Genomic DNA, 15,250 nt, shown 5'->3' with positions numbered 1-15,250 from the left:
TCCACAATTCGGAGGCGCCGGACATGTCCGACATGATGACCACACAGGCCGGAGACGCCGGAGCCTTTCGCAACTTTGACCTGAGCCGCGTGCCAAGCCCATGCTTCGTGGTTGATGAAAAAGCCGTCGAGCGGAACCTGACCATTCTCGCCGATATTGGAACCCGATCCGGCGCACATGTGCTGAGCGCGCTCAAGGCATTCTCGATGTTCTCGCTCGCCCCGCTTGTCCGCCAACATCTAGGCGGCACATGCGCGTCCGGCATTTTCGAAGCACGGTTGGGTCGCGAAGAATATGGTGGCGAGGTCGCGACCTTCTGCGCCGGGTACAAGGACGCGGACGTCGATGAAATTCTGTCGTTATCCGATCACATCATATTCAACTCACCAGCGCAAAAAGAACGGTTTCTTGCCAAAGCTCGGAACGCTGGCGTTCAGGTCGGTCTGCGCATCAACCCGGAGCATTCCGAAGGCGAGATCCCAAAATATGACCCCTGTGCGCCCTGCTCTCGCCTTGGCACCCCAATCAGTCAGTTGACGATCGACGAACTGACCGGGGTTGATGGCCTGCACATGCACACGCTCTGCGAACAAGGGTTCGCGCCATTGCAACGCACTTGGGAAGCCGTCCTGCCAAGACTCAAGCCCTTCCTCGGCCAACTCAAATGGCTGAACTTTGGAGGCGGCCATCATATCACGCGCGACGACTATGACCGCGATGGGCTGGTGACTTTCATCAAGGGCATCCGCGAGACATACGGCATCGATGTCTATCTCGAACCCGGTGAGGCGGTCGCTCTGGACGCAGGTATCTTGGTCGGCGAAATCCTCGACCTGCCCACCAATGGCATGAACCTTGCAATCACCGATATCTCCGCAACTTGCCACATGCCTGACGTGATCGAAGCCCCCTATCGTCCCGCCCTGATGGATGAGGCCGAAGCAGGCCATACTTACCGTCTGGGCGGCCCCTCCTGTCTGGCCGGTGACGTGATCGGGGATTACACGTGGGATCAGCCACTGGAAATCGGCCAACGCTTTGCCTTTCTGGATCAGGCGCACTATTCGATGGTCAAGACCAATACATTCAACGGCGTACCGTTGCCCACCATTGCCCTGTGGAATAGCGAAACGGACGAGCTGAAGATCATCAAGCAGTTCGGCTATGACGACTTTAAGGACAGACTCTCATGAGCATTTTCCTCGACAGTGAACTAACCGCATCTGAGCGCACCGAGGATGCCCGTTTTCGCGTGATCCCGGTGCCGCTAGAGCGCACGGTCTCTTACGGCTCGGGCACGGCCAAAGGGCCTGATGCCATCATCGAAGCCAGCAATGAGCTGGAACGCATCACCGGGCACGCCGAGCCATGCGTCGAGGGGATCTTCACCGAAGAACCGGTGGATTGCGACGCCGCCCTGTCCGAGATCATGGAGCGCCTTGCCCAGCGCACCGAAGCCGCTGTTCGCGCTGGTAGGGTTCCAGTGACTTTGGGCGGAGAGCATTCCCTCAGTTACGGCGCCGTCATGGGAGTGGCCCGCGCGTTAGGTCAACCCATCGGCATAGTTCAGATCGACGCCCATGCTGACCTGCGCAACGCCTATCAGGGGGAAAAACACTCCCATGCTTCGGTCATGCACCTGCTGGCCGAAGAAGGCGTTCGATTGGCTCAGTTCGGTGTCCGTGCCTTTTCGACTGAAGAGGCACAGAGCCGCCTGAAAAACCACATCTTCCACGTAGATGCAGAAGATCTGGTCACAGGCAATATCCACACTGTCGACCTGCCAGAGGATTTCCCCGAGCTGGTCTATGTCAGTTTCGATGTCGACGGGCTGGACCCGGCGATCATGCCCGCCACCGGAACTCCGGTGCCCGGTGGCCTGGGATATTATCAGGCGTTACGGCTGGTAGAACACGCCCTGAAAGGCCGCAAATGCATAGGCTTCGACGTGGTGGAACTGGCCCCAAACGGCAATGCCGCCTGGGACTTCACCGCCGCGCAGATCGTTTATCGCCTGATGGCTGCCTGTTAACCCTCGGACGTTTCGTTCAGTTCCATATGGCCTTCGCCCTTGTTCAGGACGCGGCGCAGCATGGGTTCAAAGAACTCAAGCGGTTTGGTCGGATACTCGGGATCAAACGCCTTCTGATCGTATTCATGGCAGAAGTAACGGCAGTCCTCCCAATAGGGGCTGTCACGGTACTTGTCGCGGGCGTTGCGATCACCGCCCAGGTGGTGATTGTAGTAATAGCCTTGGAACACGCAGTGGTGTTTTAAAATCCAGTGGGTTTTTTCGCTGACATAAGGTTTCATCATCGCTGCCGACAACTCACCGTGGTTATACGGTGAAAGAATATCTCCGGTGTCATGAATCAGTGCCGCGACCACCAGTTCTTCATCTGCACCATCCTCATAGGCACGCGTCGCGGCCTGAAGGCTGTGCTGGTAACGGTTGACCGGGTATGGCGTCCACGCCTCGTCCAGGGAACGGATCGCGTCCAGGATTCGGTCAGGAAGGGCAGCGTTGAACGCCTCTTCATACTCCATGACGGCGTCCCAATCGGCTTTGGTCGCCTCTTCAAAACTGGTCCAGGTGGGTTTGTGGCTTTTGTCCAGCATGGTGTTTCCTCTGGCTGATCTGCTACGGCCAGCATATCCGAAGGCAACAGCTGAAAAAAATGAATTGATTTTATCACTTCGATCAAAAAATACTTTCGACATGCAAATCAAAGCCCTTGAGACATTTTTGTGCGTTGCAGACACCGGTGGCTTCCATGCCGCTGCACGACACCTCAACATCACTCAGACAGCGGTCAGCGCCCGTATCAAACTGATCGAAGAGGAAACCGGAAAGCCCCTGTTCACTCGGGGCGCAGGCGGCACCAACCTGACAGAATTCGGACGGCAGTTTAGCCCCTATGCCGAGCAGATGTTGTCATTGTGGTCCTTCGCCTCTCGTGACCTTCCGGGGCAGACACCGCACCGGATCGCCCTTCGCCTTGGTGCACAGCTCAGCGTTTGGGATCCATTACTGGTCGATCTGGCCGTTCGCTATGAACAACGCCATGGCCAGCTATTACTGACCCTGAACTACGATCATGACCTCAACATGGTCGAGGCCGTGGCGACGCATGTATTGGATGCCGCACTGACCCACGAAAAACCATCTGATCGGCGCGTTCTATATCACGAACTGGCACCGGAACGTTTATTGCTGGTCGAAACCCTCGGCGCGGGCAAAGACCCAGTTTTCGTAAATCTCGAGTTAGGCGAAGTTTATCAGGACCACGTGCGGTCAGCAGCGCGCAAAGCGGCAGGACAGACGCTTTTTTTGGGCAATTGCATGATGGGCCTGCGGTATGTTTTGCAGCGCGGCGGCACGGGGTACTTTCCCGAATATGTTATTCGGGATCAATTGAACGAAGGCACCTTTGTGCCGGTTACCGAAGCGATAGACCTGATGTTGCCGCTTTATCTGGTGACCCGGCGGGACAGCGAAGCCTTCGATGACGTGGTGGCCTGCCTGACCGAACTGCGTGCGGCGGATTAAGCTTGAGACAAGGCTCCATTCGCCCCCCGCGATCGGGTGCGCAGCAATGGCCGCCCGGCGATCAACAGGAACACGCATGAAATCAAGACGCCGACAATCGCCGGAAGATAAAGCAAAATCCACAGGTTTGGATCATCAATCACGACCGGGGACACAAAGCCCCGGACCCCCTCCAACAGGACCAAAATCGTGAAAGCTCCGAATATCTGTGGCCACAGCCCAAAGCGCGAAAAACTGCCCAGCATCAGCGTTGAAAAACCAGCCATCGCCACCGCGATACAAATGGCGATCCATGAAAAACGCTGATGCAGCTCTTCGATCAGTTCCCCTTCCGAGAACTGCTCGGTCGCAAGAATACTTTCCCGGCCCTGCAAAAGCTCGAGCGTTGGGATCGCCTCAAGACTGCGCATGGCGTTGGTGTCTGAATTTGTGAGTTCCGAGATGTCATAAGAGGCATCCGCAAAAAGTGTCGAAGACAGCGTCCTGCCTTCCGGGTTCAGGCGCAATGCGATCCCGTCCACCATCACCAGATGAATGCCGGAGCCATTGTTGACCAGATAGGCCGTCTTGCTGGAATAGCTGACCGGGCTCTCTTCATCCCGACGATCCGAAACAAAAACCTCGGATAACGTGCCGTCGAGATCAATTTTCCCGATGTAAACCGTAACACCCTGCGCGGGATGCAGAAATTCACCTTCATTCAAAAGCTGAGCGGTGACATCCCCCGCGACCTCGGCCTGACGCTGTTCCAATTGTTCAACTGACGCGGGGCGCAGGAAGACACTGATCGCGGCCATCATCAAGCCAGTTACGATGCCAAATACGAACACTGCGCGCGCCAATCTCCAGGGGCTGGTCCCGGTGGCCAGCATCACTGTCATCTCGCTTTCACGGCTCAGGCGGTTGGTGGCATAGACGGCTGCAGCAAACACCGCCATTGGCATCACAGTGCGGATCAGGGTCGGCAGGGTCAGTGCGGTAAATTCCAGAAACACCATCGCGGGTTGGCCGCCGCTGATCACCCGGTCAAACAGGCTGACGGAACGGGTAATCCAGAATACACCCACCAGAACCAAGGTGAAAAAGCCGAACAGAATCAGCAGTTGCCGCAGGAAGTAACCATCAAAGCGCGACATGAACCCTCTTCCGCCTGTCTGTTGTGGGCAGGACCATAGGCCATTCTACTGGCGTAGGAAACCGGGATTGACCCTTTGACAGCAGGGCGCGGGAAGAACGATGTCTGGACAAAGTAAGATTGCGAACTTCACTCCCCAAAAACAAGGCAGGTAAAGGTCAAAAATCTTTATTTCTGAACTACTTAGAAGATCACGTAGTGATGGACACCGGTCACGACAACGACAGACGCAGCAATGACTACGACAGACGCATAGTCGGTTAGTTTGAACTTGCGCTTCTTAGGATGCATCGTCCATTCGGCCCACTTCTTTTGGTCTTCCGTCAGTTCCGAACTTTCACCATACGCCATCACTACTACCTCAAACTTGACATCGCTAAGTCGACAAACTTTCGCCAGTATTTTGACACAAGCCGAATAAATCAAGTAAAAACACTGGGTTCTTACCGGGTTAACCTAACGGCAGGCTCGGCGCCTGGGCTCTGAAAAGCATTCATAAACATCCAATCTCTCGAAAATCCTCGCTCGTCTGACCATAGCGATCCGATAATTTTCCATGAAGCGGCCTGCAGTCGTGCGCCCCGACGAACGAGAGCAATTCACAAGGCTTCCACCGATTCTAGGTTTTCATTGGAGAAATGGCAGGGGCAGCAGGGTTCGAACCCGCGACCTACGGTTTTGGAGACCGTCGCTCTACCAACTGAGCTATACCCCTAAGGTGCGCATCAAATATGCCAGCCGCGCAGCGGACTCAAGAGGCTTTTTCAAATTCCGCGCGACTAATGCACCCGACAAACAAGTTGCGTGCAGCGTTTAGTTCTATAAGACACGGTTTGGTCAGTACGAGGGACCCAATCCGTGAGTATCCGCAAAAAGATCGCCGACAGCGAAGCCGTTTTGAACTGGGCCGCGCGCCGCATCGCAAGTTATATCCGGATGGTCAATCGCAACACCAAATGGCAGCGTATCGGATACGAAGAACTGGATCAGTTGGCCGAACAAGGTGAGCCGGTGATCGTGGTGCTGTGGCATCAAAGGCTGGCGCAGTCGCCGTACTTCTTCCCGCTGGACAAAGGACGCATCTGCTCAATCACTTCGTCTGCGCGCGCAGGCAGCATGGTGGGTCGGGTGCAGAAATTGTTCGGAATGGACACGATCGCCATGGCCAGCAAACATAAAAGCAACGTTGCCGTCTCGCGAGAAGTGATCGGCAAGATCAAACAAGGGATTTCCATCGGCATCGCTGCTGACGGACCACGTGGACCCGAGCGTGTGCTTTCCACGGTGCCATTGGTTTGGGCGCGCACATCTGGCAAACGAATCTTCGGGATCACCTTTTCTGCACATTATGGCAGCGAAGCGGGTACATGGGATCGTCTTTTGATGCCCCGCCCCTGGCGAAACAAGGGAGTCTTTCTGTGCCGCGAGTGGACCGAGACCGTGCCTCGCAAAGCATCCGAAGAGGAAATCGAGGAGCTGCGCCAAAGCCTTGAGCAGCATATGAACGATATCACTGCTGAAGCCGACCGCATGGTCGGGCGCGAACCGTGGTCGCCAGAGGCCTAACCGCCCCTTAACCGCTGCATCAGGTAAACTTCGCTGCCTTCAGGGATTGGCTCGGTCAGCCCTGTGGCTATAACACGGCCATCAATTGCAATAGACACCCCGGCATCAATAGGGCCTTGAAGCTGTGGGTGGGCGAGCACCAATGCGCGTAACAGATCTCCGGTCGTCTTGGCTTCAACCTCGACGACCTGCTGGCCCCCGGTCAATGACCGGAGGCCGGACCAGAGATGAACTTCAACCATCGTCCTTGAGCGCGGCCAGAATACGCGGCGGCGACATCGGCAACTGACGCATGCGCACGCCAGCCGCATGGGACACGGCGTTGGCAATGGCGGCCAGAGGCGGCACGATGCCGGTCTCGCCGACGCCTCGTACACCGAAGGGGTGACCGGGGTTGGGCACTTCGACAATCACCGTGTCGATCATCGGCAGGTCACTGGCGACGGGTATGCGATAGTCGAGGAAGATCGAGTTCTGCAGGCGACCATCCTCGCCATAGATGTATTCCTCGTTCAGCGCCCAGCCTATGCCTTGCGCAGCACCGCCCTGATACTGCCCTTCCACATAGGTTGGGTGGATCGCCTTACCGGCATCCTGGATGACCGTGTAGCGGGTGATCGCAGTCTTGCCGGTTTCCGGATCAACCTCGGCATCGACGATATGGGTACCAAAGGACACGCCTGCGCCTTCCGGGGTCGCTTCGAAATGGCCTGAGATCGGTCCGCCTGTCGAGCCCATATGAGCCGTGATATCAGCCAGTGGCCGCGGATCGAAATCACCGGCATTGGGGCCAGAGGGCACCGCACAGCCGTTTTCCCATTTGACTGCGTCCGTCGGAATTCCCCAGCTGGCCGCCGCGCGTTCGCACAGTTTTTCGACCGCGTGTTTGGCTGCTTTGATGGTCGCCAGACCGGAGGCGTACGTCACGCGAGAGCCGTGGCTGACGTCGTTGTACCCAAGCGTCGCTGTATCGGCGATGGTCACCCGGATGTTTTCGTAGGGAATGCCCAGCACCTCAGCCGCCATCAGCGCCATAGATGCACGCGAGCCGCCGATGTCCGGCGTACCGACCATCAACTGGGCCGAACCGTCCTCGGACAGAGATAGCGAGACCGAAGTTTCACCACCGTGGTTAAACCAGAACCCGCAGGAGATGCCGCGCCCCTGCCCTGGTTTCAGCGGCGCCGAGTAGTGCGGATGCGCCTTGGCGGCTTCCAACGTCTCAACCAGCCCGATGCGCTCGTAACGCGGGCCATAGCTGGCTTTGGTACCCTCATGCGCGGCATTCTTCAGACGCACATCAACAGGATCGAGGCCCAGCTTTTTGCACAGCTCGTCAATCACCGATTCAACCGCAAAAGCCCCCATCGGCGCACCGGGTGCACGATAGGCCGCCTGTTTCGGGCGGTTGGCCATCACGTCATAGCCGATCTGTTTGACGTTGGTCAGGTTGTAGGGCGCAAAGGCGCACATGGCGGTCATGTCACCAGGCGCTCCGGGGAAGGCCCCACCCTGCAGGCGGAAAACGCCCTGCGCGGCAGAGATGGTCCCGTCCTTCTTCATCCCGATCTTGATGTCCATCGACGCCGACGAAGTGGGACCGGTTGCCCGAAACACTTCGGATCGGGTCATCACAACCTTGACCGGGCGGTTGGCCTTGCGGCTCAGCGCCAGCGCAACGGGTTCGATAAAGACGGTTGTCTTGCCGCCAAAGCCGCCACCAATCTCAGACGCAGTCACGCGCAGCTGTGAGGTCTCAATGCCCAACAGCGCTGCACAGGTTTTCTGCGCGATCCAGTGGCCTTGGGTCGTGCACCACAGCTCACCCTTGCCATCATTGCCCAGCATACCCAGGCAGGCATGCGGTTCGATATAGCCCTGATGGGTCGCCTCAGTGACAAAGCTGTCTTCGATGATCAGGTCAGCTTCGGCAAAGCCGGCCTCGACATCGCCATGACCACTTTCGTGGTACCGCACGACATTGGGGTGCATGCCCTCGGGCACCGAATAGTCCGCAGCACTTTCGCGAATGACTGGAGCATCCGAGGCCATCGCTTTGTCCACATCAGTGACGTGGGGCAGCACTTCGTATTCGACCTCAATCAGCTTTAGCGCATCACGCGCTGCAAGGGCAGACGTAGCAGCAACAGCGGCAACGGCGTGACCGTCATACAGGGCCTTTTCGCCCGCCATAACGTTTTCCAGAACGTTCCAGAACTCGCCTTCAAGCCCGGGCTTGAACGGCACATCGGCAAAATCCGCGCGGGTCACGACGGCTTTGACGTCCTTGTGCGCCTCGGCCATTGACGTGTTGATCTTCACGATCCGCGCATGGGCGTGAGGCGAGCGCAGGATCGCGCCGTGTAGCATACCAGGTGCCGACATATCGGCCCCGAACTTGGCGCGGCCCGTAACCTTGTCCAACCCATCGGGACGGTTAGGTCGCGTGCCAACAAAGGTGAATTCAGATTTGCGATCGTCGAGTGCCATTACGAAGCCTCCCGCAGTTCTTCGGCTGTTTCCATCACAGCGCGAATGATCTTGTCATAACCGGTGCAGCGGCACAGGTTCCCTGCCAGCCAGTACCGGGTTTCTTCTTCTGTCGGGTTTGGGTTCTTTTCCAACAGAGACTTGGCCGCGACCAGAATGCCCGGTGTGCAGATGCCGCACTGAAGCGCGGCGTGTTCGATAAACTTCTGCTGCAGCGGGTGCAGAACGTCGCCATCCGCGATGCCCTCGACCGTTTCGATCTGCTTGCCATCGGCCTCGACGCCCAGCATCAAGCAGGAACAGACCAGGCGCCCGTCGACCGAGACGGAACACGCGCCGCAGTCACCAGTACCACAGCCTTCTTTCGCGCCGGTCAGGTTCAGCTTGTCGCGCAGACAGTCCAGCAGGGTTTCGCGCGGGTCGCAGAGGTATTCAACCGAGTCGCCGTTTACAGTGGTGGATACGTGGAACTTGCTCATGCTTGTTCTCCCTTCGCACGGGCATAGGCGATTTTCGCGGCGCGCTTGGCCAGAACGCCAGCGACCTCGGTGCGGAACGCGATGGTGCCGCGCTTGTCGTCAATCGGGTTGCACGCAGCGGATGCCGCAGCAGCCAGCGCATCAAGCGCGGCGTCGTCCAGTGTACTGCCGACGATGGCCTTGGCACAGTCTTCGACCAGCAGAACGGTCGGGGCGACAGCACCCAACGACACGCGGGCTTCGGTGACAGTGTCGCCGTCCAGACGAAGGTTTACACCCACGCCAACGACGGCAATGTCCATTTCGGTCCGTGGTATGAACCGCAGATAGGCGTCGCCGCCATCCTCACCCCGTGCGGGAATGTGCACGGCCGAGACCAGCTCACCCTTGGACAGCGACGTTTTGCCGGGGCCGGTCGGAATTTCTTCGACAGCAACCTCGCGCGTACCTTCGGGTCCTGTGACAGTAACGGTCACTCCGGCGGCGACCATAGCAGGCACAGAATCGGCCGCAGGAGAGCCATTGCACAGGTTCCCAGTCAGCGTTGCGCGACCCTGCACTTGGGTCGAACCGATCAAGTCCATCGCCTCGACCACGCCGGGCCAATCGCCGCCCAATTCGGAATGTTCGCTCATCTCGGCACCGGTGGCCGCGACGCCAATCGTCCAGCTGCCATCGGCATTGCTGATGATGTCGCTGACGCCGTCGATCTTTTTGATGTCGATCAGCGTGTCGGGGGTCACAAGTTCCGAGCGCAGCTGCACCAGAACATCGGTGCCTCCTGCCAGAAACCGGGTAATGCCCGTCGCATTCGCGGCCAGAGCCGACGCCTCGGCAAAGCTGGCGGGGCTGTGATAATCCATGAAAATACCTCGCACCTGTTGATCAGGATTCACTGGGGTTCGCGGGGGACGTTAGTGCAGCAGCCCCACGGCGTCCATGGCTGGAACGACCAATTTTTGTGTTAATCGAAGTCGTTTTCAGACCTCAGATCAGAGGTCGAGTTCAATCACACCGTCAGGTTCAGCCGCGCGGCTTTGACACAAGATGATCGCGCCCTCGCGCTGTTTGTTGGACAGAACGAAATCACGATGCTCAATATCGCCGGAAACCACACCGCATTTGCAGACGCCACATATGCCGTCGGCGCATTTCACATCCACATGAATACCCGCCTCGTTCAATATCTGAGCGGCATCTTTGTCTTTGGGGACGGTCAGTTCCCTACCCGACTTCGCCAGCTTCAACGTGAAGGAGTGATTTTCATAATCCGGCTGTTCGGGGACTGAGAAATACTCCAGGTGCCGGGCCTCTTCGGGAAATCCCTGCCGGTCGGCCGCTTGTATGACACCGTCCATGTAGCGATCCGGTCCGCAGGTATAGACGTGCCACCCTTCCTGATAACCCGACAGGACTGCATCCAGATCGGCGCGCGTTCCTTCATCCGAGAAATGAAAATGCACGTGGTCGGCCCAGGGCATCGCCGCCAGATCGTTCAGGTACCCGGCCCCAGCACGGGTGCTGGCGGAATAGTGTAACGCGAACGGCTTGCCCAGCGCATGCAACCGATGAGCAAATGCAATCATCGGGGTGATGCCGATCCCACCACCCATCAGGAAGGTCTTTGTTGCAGTTTCATCCAGTTCGAAATGGTTGATCGGTTTCGAGATGAAGACCTTGCGCCCCTCGCTGAAGATTCTATGCAACAGGGCCGAACCGCCGCGACCTTCATCCTCGCGCAGAACGCCGATCTGATAGACTGACCCGTCCGACGGGTCCCCCGACATAGAATACTGACGCAGAAACTCAGGCGCGACCAGCACATCCAGATGCGCCCCGGCGGTCCAATCCGGTAACGGCGCGCCATTCAGGGCCGAGAATTCATACTTGGTCACACCCGCCGTCATCTTGTCGACCTTGGTCAGCGCAACTCGCATCACCGGCGCATCGCCCGCGATCGAGTAACGATGCACGATCGAAGTATCCCCTGCTGCCTTGCGGTTTTTGTATTCTTCGGCTGACACCATCGCCTGATAGGCCGCAATCCCGGCCTCGCGGTCCATCGCAAAGGGATATGGCCACGGATGGGGGGCCAGATAGGCAGGATAGACGGCTAATGTCTGATCTTCGAACTGCAGGTCCAGATCCGTTTGCAGGTCACGCCGGTTCAGCGGATGTTTCGTCGGGCGGTAAGCTCCATCCGCCTGCAATTCAATATCCCACCACCATTTCTTGGTGTCGTTCAATCCGCCATTACCCACGGCATCGTCCAGTTTCGCCAATGCCGGCGCGGCTTTCGGGATGTTCATCGCGGCCCAGCGGAACGGGCGTTCCTTGAAGATACCCTCAAGGTTCCACGGGCAGGTCTTCATGCAACGCCCGCACATTGCACCGCCAGGGGTGGTCACGCGATAGGTCGCACATTTCTGACTGTCGGATTTCCAGATCTCATAGCCGTTGAACATGAGTTTCGGCCCCGCGGTGATTGCCCCAGAAGGACATTCGCGCGCGCATTTGTTGCAGCTTTCACAGAAAGTCTGCAGGCCAAAATCAATCGGTTTGTCGTGCTCCATCGGCATGTCGGTTGTCACCGCGCCGGACTTGAGCCGGGGCCCGAGATAAGGGTTCAGGATGACCTCGCCAATCCGGCTGACCTCGCCCAATCCGGACAGCAGCAAAAGCGGCGGCTGAAGCACCTCGCCATCCATGACCGTATGCGCCTTGGCTTTGTAACCGAGGTTGCGGATCTGCTGCGCGATTACACCGCCCAGTAGCGAAAACCGCAGATAAGCGCGCATCGACTGGGCAACTGCGATCCAGTCATCGCCGCTGGACCCCTCCATCGTTTCATAGCCCTGGTCGATGATCATGCTGATGGCCTGATCGTGGGTCGGGTTGATCTCTTCTCCGGTCGCGTCGTGAGAGTACCACGCCCATTCAGGACAACGGCTGAGGCCCACGGCATCGCCTCCAATGAAATAGGTCGCGGCCTTGATATTCGCGGCATTTCGGGAGGGATCGGTCGGGCGCAAGCCATCCGCGCTGTCGCCATCCTGCAAAAGCACAAATGCGCCCAGTGAACGGCGTTGCGCGAAACTGGGGGCGGCCTTGCGCACATAGTGCCCCCCCCTGGCTGCATCTTGCAGCGGTTTGCCCATATCCCCGAATTGTGCGCGGGCAAACATGTCGGTGCGTTTGGGAACGCGGGCCACGTTTTCTTCGTCAATGTAGGTCGTCGGGTCCTCGACGCGCTTAAGTTTCTCGAACGGATGCGCCCCGTCCACGTAGCGTCGTTTGGCGTATGCATCCCGGTTCAGCGCGTTCTTGGCGAACCCTGTTCCCAACCACCACGCCGGACCCTGAGTGCGAAACCACGGTTGCTGCGCCATGGATTGCAGGGGTTGATCATGCGCAATCTCCATCTCGGTCGTAACAGCTGCCAGACCAAACCGTTTGCCTAGCCACGGCACTACGACATCACCATCCTCGACTGAGGCCAAACCAGCCGCCACCGCCAGCTTGCCCAGATCAACCTCAGAGGACATCGCGGTATGCGCCCGCGCATCGAACCCCAACAACCGGATATAATTGGCAATCACCACCGCATTTTCGGTCGCCAGCAAACAAGAACGGTGATCCTGCGCGTCCATAATCCAATCAGAGCCGGGCTCATCCGGGTTCGGATCACGGTTGTGTTCATAGACAAAGACGATGGCGTGGCGGTGGGTGTCCATCGGCTTGGGCGCGGCCTCCATGCTTTCTTTCAGGTCGGCCATGATGACATCAATACCCGACGCCAGCGTCTTGGTCTGCCGGGTCTTCAGCGCATGGGCCAGTCGATCTATGTCGGGGTTATGACGCGGCTGGGGCAGCATCGCCTCGGCAGGCAAAGGTCCGCACCCCATCATCGACGCGTCATTGAAATAGCCAAAAGCCTTCAAGTGATGGGCGCGCGCGCTCGGATCAGCCGGGATTTCAGAGGGCACAGCATTCACGAACCCATCACGAATAGCGTCCATCATCGCCTGAAACTCACCCATGGCGTTGACGATGCTTTCAGGCTGATCCGGCCGGTGAAAACTGAGTACGGGCATCGGCGGCACGGCAGACAGGTCCGGCACAACGCTCTGACGTGCCAACCGCTCCAACGGATAAGGCCCCATGTGGACCGGCCGGTTCTTGTCCGAGAAAAAGCGGATCCCCATCGTGCGCCTCCTGATTTCTAGGTCTCACCTAATGCGGCGTGGACAGTAAATCCATTCATGAATAATCATAAGCGGTATGAGCAAAATAGATTTTATGGATCTGGACGGGAAAGTCCTGAGGGTCTTTCTAACCATTCTCGAAGAAAACTCGGTGTCCAAGGCCGCAGATCGGCTTGGCGTGACGCAATCGGCCATCAGCCACACCCTGTCCAAACTTCGGGTGGTTCTGGGCGATCCGTTATTTATCAGATCAGGGCAGGGTCTGACGCCTACTGAGCGCGCCTTGTCCCTGAAAGATCCTGTTCAGCAGGTTCTGGACAATATGCGCGCACTGACCGAGGACCGCCCGTTCGACCCGCTGTCCGAAGAGATGGTCTTTCACATCGCCACAAACGACATGCCGAGGGAATTGATTTTCCCGCAATTGCTGCAAGAGGTTCGGGCCGAAGGCGTGCGGCTGGGGTTGGGGTTTATCCCATCAGGTGTTCCAGACCCTGAGCTGTTGCGCAGCGATCGGTGTCAATTGATGCTGACGCCTTTGCCGCCGGATGGGCCGGACATCTTTCAAAAGCGCATCCTCAGCAGCCCGTTGATGATCTACTATGATAGCACGCGACGATCTCCTCCGGACAGTTGGGAAACCTATTGCGAAACCGAACATGTCGAAGTGCGCTTTGCGGATGGCCGCAGCTCGCGCGCTGTTATGCGGGGTGTCGATCAAAACCAGATCAGGCCACCTACGGTTACCCTGCCGCATTTCAATGCCATTACCTCATTTGTGAAAGGCGGCGACCTGATTTCAACCGATACGGCGTTGATGAAACACGGGCCGCTACATGCGTTGGATTGTGCACCTCTGCCCTTCGCGTGCGACCCTGTCTCTATCTACATGGTCTGGCACCAAAGATCTTCCAACGACCCGGCACATCGCTGGTTGCGTGACAGGATCGAAGCTATCGCAACGACGCTTCAGGATTGAGACAGCAACCATTCTTTCATCACTGCGACCAGGGCGGGTTGGCGAGGCTGTTTGGGTGTCACGATGTAAAAGCCCAGGTCCTCGACCAGCTCGTCCGGGATCGGGCGCACCAACTGACCGGCGGCCAACTGGGCAGAAACAAGCGGTTCGTTAGCAAGCGCAACGCCCTGGCCCGACACGGCTGCATCGATGGCAAGGCTGGTCTGGCTGAAACTCATCATCTTCGGCTTGCCCGTGATCCCTGCCCGCTGCAGGAACAAAGGCCACAGCCCATGGGTGTCGTTTAGCAGAGTGTGCTTTGTCAGGTCAGCAGGATGCGCAATTCTGGCCGCCATCTCAGAACCGCAAACCGGAACGAAAGTTGTAGAAAACAGAGGCACTGCGACCACCCCCGGCCCAAAAGGCGCGCGCCCCTGCCGAACAGCAATGTCGACACCATCCCCCTGGAAATCCGCCAGCCGTTCCCGCGCGTCGACCTGCACGGCAATGTCAGGGTGGTGCCGCGTAAAGTCCTGAAGACGGGGAACCAGCCATTTCGAGGCAAAACTAGGCGTGACAGAGATGGTAATTTGTCTGTCCCCAGAAAGATCCTCGACGGCCTCTTCGATCAGTCGGAAGGCCCGGCGCAAGGGCGCATGGAACCTGCGCCCGGCCTCGGTCAGTGCAAGGCCACGCGGCAGGCGATCAAAGAGCGTCACAGCCAATCGCGCCTCAAGTCCGCGTACCTGCTGGGCGACAGCACCTTGGGTGACGCCCAGGTCCTCGGCAGCCAAGCGAAAGTTCAGATGCCGCGCCGAAGCCTCGAAAGCCCGCAATGCGTTCAGAGGGGGAAGAGCCGCCATCGTA

Annotated in this window: 14 protein-coding genes and 1 tRNA gene; 5 read left to right on the top strand and 10 right to left on the bottom strand. The window is 58.1% G+C overall.

Going from position 1 to position 15,250, the window contains the following annotated elements:
- The first annotated feature begins 23 nt into the window (after window positions 1-23).
- On the top strand, window positions 24-1,193 hold the full coding sequence (gene nspC, locus AC2FJE_RS16660; RefSeq protein WP_496757278.1) for a carboxynorspermidine decarboxylase: 1,170 nt from the start codon (window positions 24-26) through the stop codon (window positions 1,191-1,193).
- Window positions 1,190-2,032, top strand: a complete 843-nt coding sequence (gene speB, locus AC2FJE_RS16655) for an agmatinase (protein ID WP_496761180.1) — start codon at window positions 1,190-1,192, stop codon at window positions 2,030-2,032. Before nspC ends, speB begins: the two co-directional genes overlap by 4 nt.
- On the opposite strand, the gene AC2FJE_RS16650 is transcribed toward speB, so the two are convergent.
- Window positions 2,029-2,619, bottom strand: coding sequence for an HD domain-containing protein (locus tag AC2FJE_RS16650; RefSeq protein WP_058278402.1), 591 nt, complete (start codon window positions 2,617-2,619; stop codon window positions 2,029-2,031). The two genes, speB and AC2FJE_RS16650, sit on opposite strands and share 4 nt — an antisense overlap.
- 100 nt (window positions 2,620-2,719) lie before the next feature.
- Between AC2FJE_RS16650 and AC2FJE_RS16645 the strand changes: the two genes are divergently transcribed.
- Window positions 2,720-3,550: a LysR family transcriptional regulator gene (locus AC2FJE_RS16645; protein WP_282170983.1), complete on the top strand. Its 831-nt coding sequence runs from the start codon at window positions 2,720-2,722 to the stop codon at window positions 3,548-3,550.
- Here the strand turns inward: AC2FJE_RS16645 and lptF are convergent.
- The 3 genes from lptF to AC2FJE_RS16630 all read right to left on the bottom strand — a co-directional run bounded on the left by lptF (window position 3,547) and on the right by AC2FJE_RS16630 (window position 5,400).
- Window positions 3,547-4,686 (bottom strand): LPS export ABC transporter permease LptF, encoded by a 1,140-nt coding sequence (lptF, locus tag AC2FJE_RS16640; protein WP_282170984.1) that lies wholly within the window; start codon window positions 4,684-4,686, stop codon window positions 3,547-3,549. The two genes, AC2FJE_RS16645 and lptF, sit on opposite strands and share 4 nt — an antisense overlap.
- A 182-nt stretch (window positions 4,687-4,868) precedes the next feature.
- Window positions 4,869-5,036, bottom strand: a complete 168-nt coding sequence (locus AC2FJE_RS16635; RefSeq protein WP_282170985.1) for a hypothetical protein — start codon at window positions 5,034-5,036, stop codon at window positions 4,869-4,871.
- Between the two features lie 288 nt (window positions 5,037-5,324).
- A tRNA-Trp gene (locus AC2FJE_RS16630) sits at window positions 5,325-5,400 on the bottom strand.
- Between the two features lie 143 nt (window positions 5,401-5,543).
- On the opposite strand from AC2FJE_RS16630, the gene AC2FJE_RS16625 reads away from it, so the two are divergent.
- A complete protein-coding gene (locus AC2FJE_RS16625; protein ID WP_496757271.1) occupies window positions 5,544-6,251 on the top strand; it encodes a lysophospholipid acyltransferase family protein in 708 nt (235 codons plus the stop codon).
- Here the strand turns inward: AC2FJE_RS16625 and AC2FJE_RS16620 are convergent.
- The 5 genes from AC2FJE_RS16620 to AC2FJE_RS16600 form a co-directional block, all read right to left on the bottom strand.
- The gene (locus tag AC2FJE_RS16620) at window positions 6,248-6,493 is read right to left on the bottom strand and encodes a MoaD/ThiS family protein (protein WP_170559220.1); all 246 of its coding nucleotides are present in this window, start codon (window positions 6,491-6,493) and stop codon (window positions 6,248-6,250) included. The genes AC2FJE_RS16625 and AC2FJE_RS16620 overlap by 4 nt on opposite strands.
- Window positions 6,486-8,741 carry a xanthine dehydrogenase family protein molybdopterin-binding subunit gene (locus AC2FJE_RS16615; protein WP_496757269.1) on the bottom strand — a complete coding sequence of 752 codons (2,256 nt, stop codon included), beginning with the start codon at window positions 8,739-8,741 and terminating at the stop codon, window positions 6,486-6,488. Before AC2FJE_RS16615 ends, AC2FJE_RS16620 begins: the two co-directional genes overlap by 8 nt.
- Window positions 8,741-9,220: a (2Fe-2S)-binding protein gene (locus AC2FJE_RS16610; RefSeq protein WP_058278395.1), complete on the bottom strand. Its 480-nt coding sequence runs from the start codon at window positions 9,218-9,220 to the stop codon at window positions 8,741-8,743. Before AC2FJE_RS16610 ends, AC2FJE_RS16615 begins: the two co-directional genes overlap by 1 nt.
- Complete coding sequence (locus AC2FJE_RS16605; RefSeq protein WP_496757267.1) at window positions 9,217-10,083, bottom strand: FAD binding domain-containing protein; 867 nt, start codon at window positions 10,081-10,083, stop codon at window positions 9,217-9,219. Before AC2FJE_RS16605 ends, AC2FJE_RS16610 begins: the two co-directional genes overlap by 4 nt.
- Before the next feature lie 129 nt (window positions 10,084-10,212).
- Entirely contained in the window at window positions 10,213-13,425 is a 3,213-nt protein-coding gene (locus tag AC2FJE_RS16600; protein ID WP_496761179.1) for a reductive dehalogenase, read from the bottom strand.
- Between the two features lie 76 nt (window positions 13,426-13,501).
- On the opposite strand from AC2FJE_RS16600, the gene AC2FJE_RS16595 reads away from it, so the two are divergent.
- On the top strand, window positions 13,502-14,404 hold the full coding sequence (locus AC2FJE_RS16595; protein ID WP_496761178.1) for a LysR family transcriptional regulator: 903 nt from the start codon (window positions 13,502-13,504) through the stop codon (window positions 14,402-14,404).
- Here the strand turns inward: AC2FJE_RS16595 and AC2FJE_RS16590 are convergent.
- The gene (locus AC2FJE_RS16590; protein WP_496761177.1) at window positions 14,395-15,246 is read right to left on the bottom strand and encodes a LysR substrate-binding domain-containing protein; all 852 of its coding nucleotides are present in this window, start codon (window positions 15,244-15,246) and stop codon (window positions 14,395-14,397) included. The genes AC2FJE_RS16595 and AC2FJE_RS16590 overlap by 10 nt on opposite strands.
- Window positions 15,247-15,250 lie beyond the last annotated feature (4 nt).

This window comes from Ruegeria sp. CDSC002 (assembly GCF_059610905.1).
The sequence above is the reverse complement of the archived record's forward strand: the minus strand, read 5'-3'. Positions and strand labels throughout refer to the sequence as shown.

Coding starts and splice junctions, on each gene's coding strand:
- nspC (WP_496757278.1), top strand. CDS start 24: ATGTCCGACATGATGACCACACAGGCCGGAGACGCCGGAGCCTTTCGC.
- speB (WP_496761180.1), top strand. CDS start 1,190: ATGAGCATTTTCCTCGACAGTGAACTAACCGCATCTGAGCGCACCGAG.
- AC2FJE_RS16650 (WP_058278402.1), bottom strand. CDS start 2,619: ATGCTGGACAAAAGCCACAAACCCACCTGGACCAGTTTTGAAGAGGCG.
- AC2FJE_RS16645 (WP_282170983.1), top strand. CDS start 2,720: ATGCAAATCAAAGCCCTTGAGACATTTTTGTGCGTTGCAGACACCGGT.
- lptF (WP_282170984.1), bottom strand. CDS start 4,686: ATGTCGCGCTTTGATGGTTACTTCCTGCGGCAACTGCTGATTCTGTTC.
- AC2FJE_RS16635 (WP_282170985.1), bottom strand. CDS start 5,036: ATGGCGTATGGTGAAAGTTCGGAACTGACGGAAGACCAAAAGAAGTGG.
- AC2FJE_RS16620 (WP_170559220.1), bottom strand. CDS start 6,493: ATGGTTGAAGTTCATCTCTGGTCCGGCCTCCGGTCATTGACCGGGGGC.
- AC2FJE_RS16615 (WP_496757269.1), bottom strand. CDS start 8,741: ATGGCACTCGACGATCGCAAATCTGAATTCACCTTTGTTGGCACGCGA.
- AC2FJE_RS16610 (WP_058278395.1), bottom strand. CDS start 9,220: ATGAGCAAGTTCCACGTATCCACCACTGTAAACGGCGACTCGGTTGAA.
- AC2FJE_RS16605 (WP_496757267.1), bottom strand. CDS start 10,083: ATGGATTATCACAGCCCCGCCAGCTTTGCCGAGGCGTCGGCTCTGGCC.
- AC2FJE_RS16600 (WP_496761179.1), bottom strand. CDS start 13,425: ATGGGGATCCGCTTTTTCTCGGACAAGAACCGGCCGGTCCACATGGGG.
- AC2FJE_RS16595 (WP_496761178.1), top strand. CDS start 13,502: ATGAGCAAAATAGATTTTATGGATCTGGACGGGAAAGTCCTGAGGGTC.
- AC2FJE_RS16590 (WP_496761177.1), bottom strand. CDS start 15,246: ATGGCGGCTCTTCCCCCTCTGAACGCATTGCGGGCTTTCGAGGCTTCG.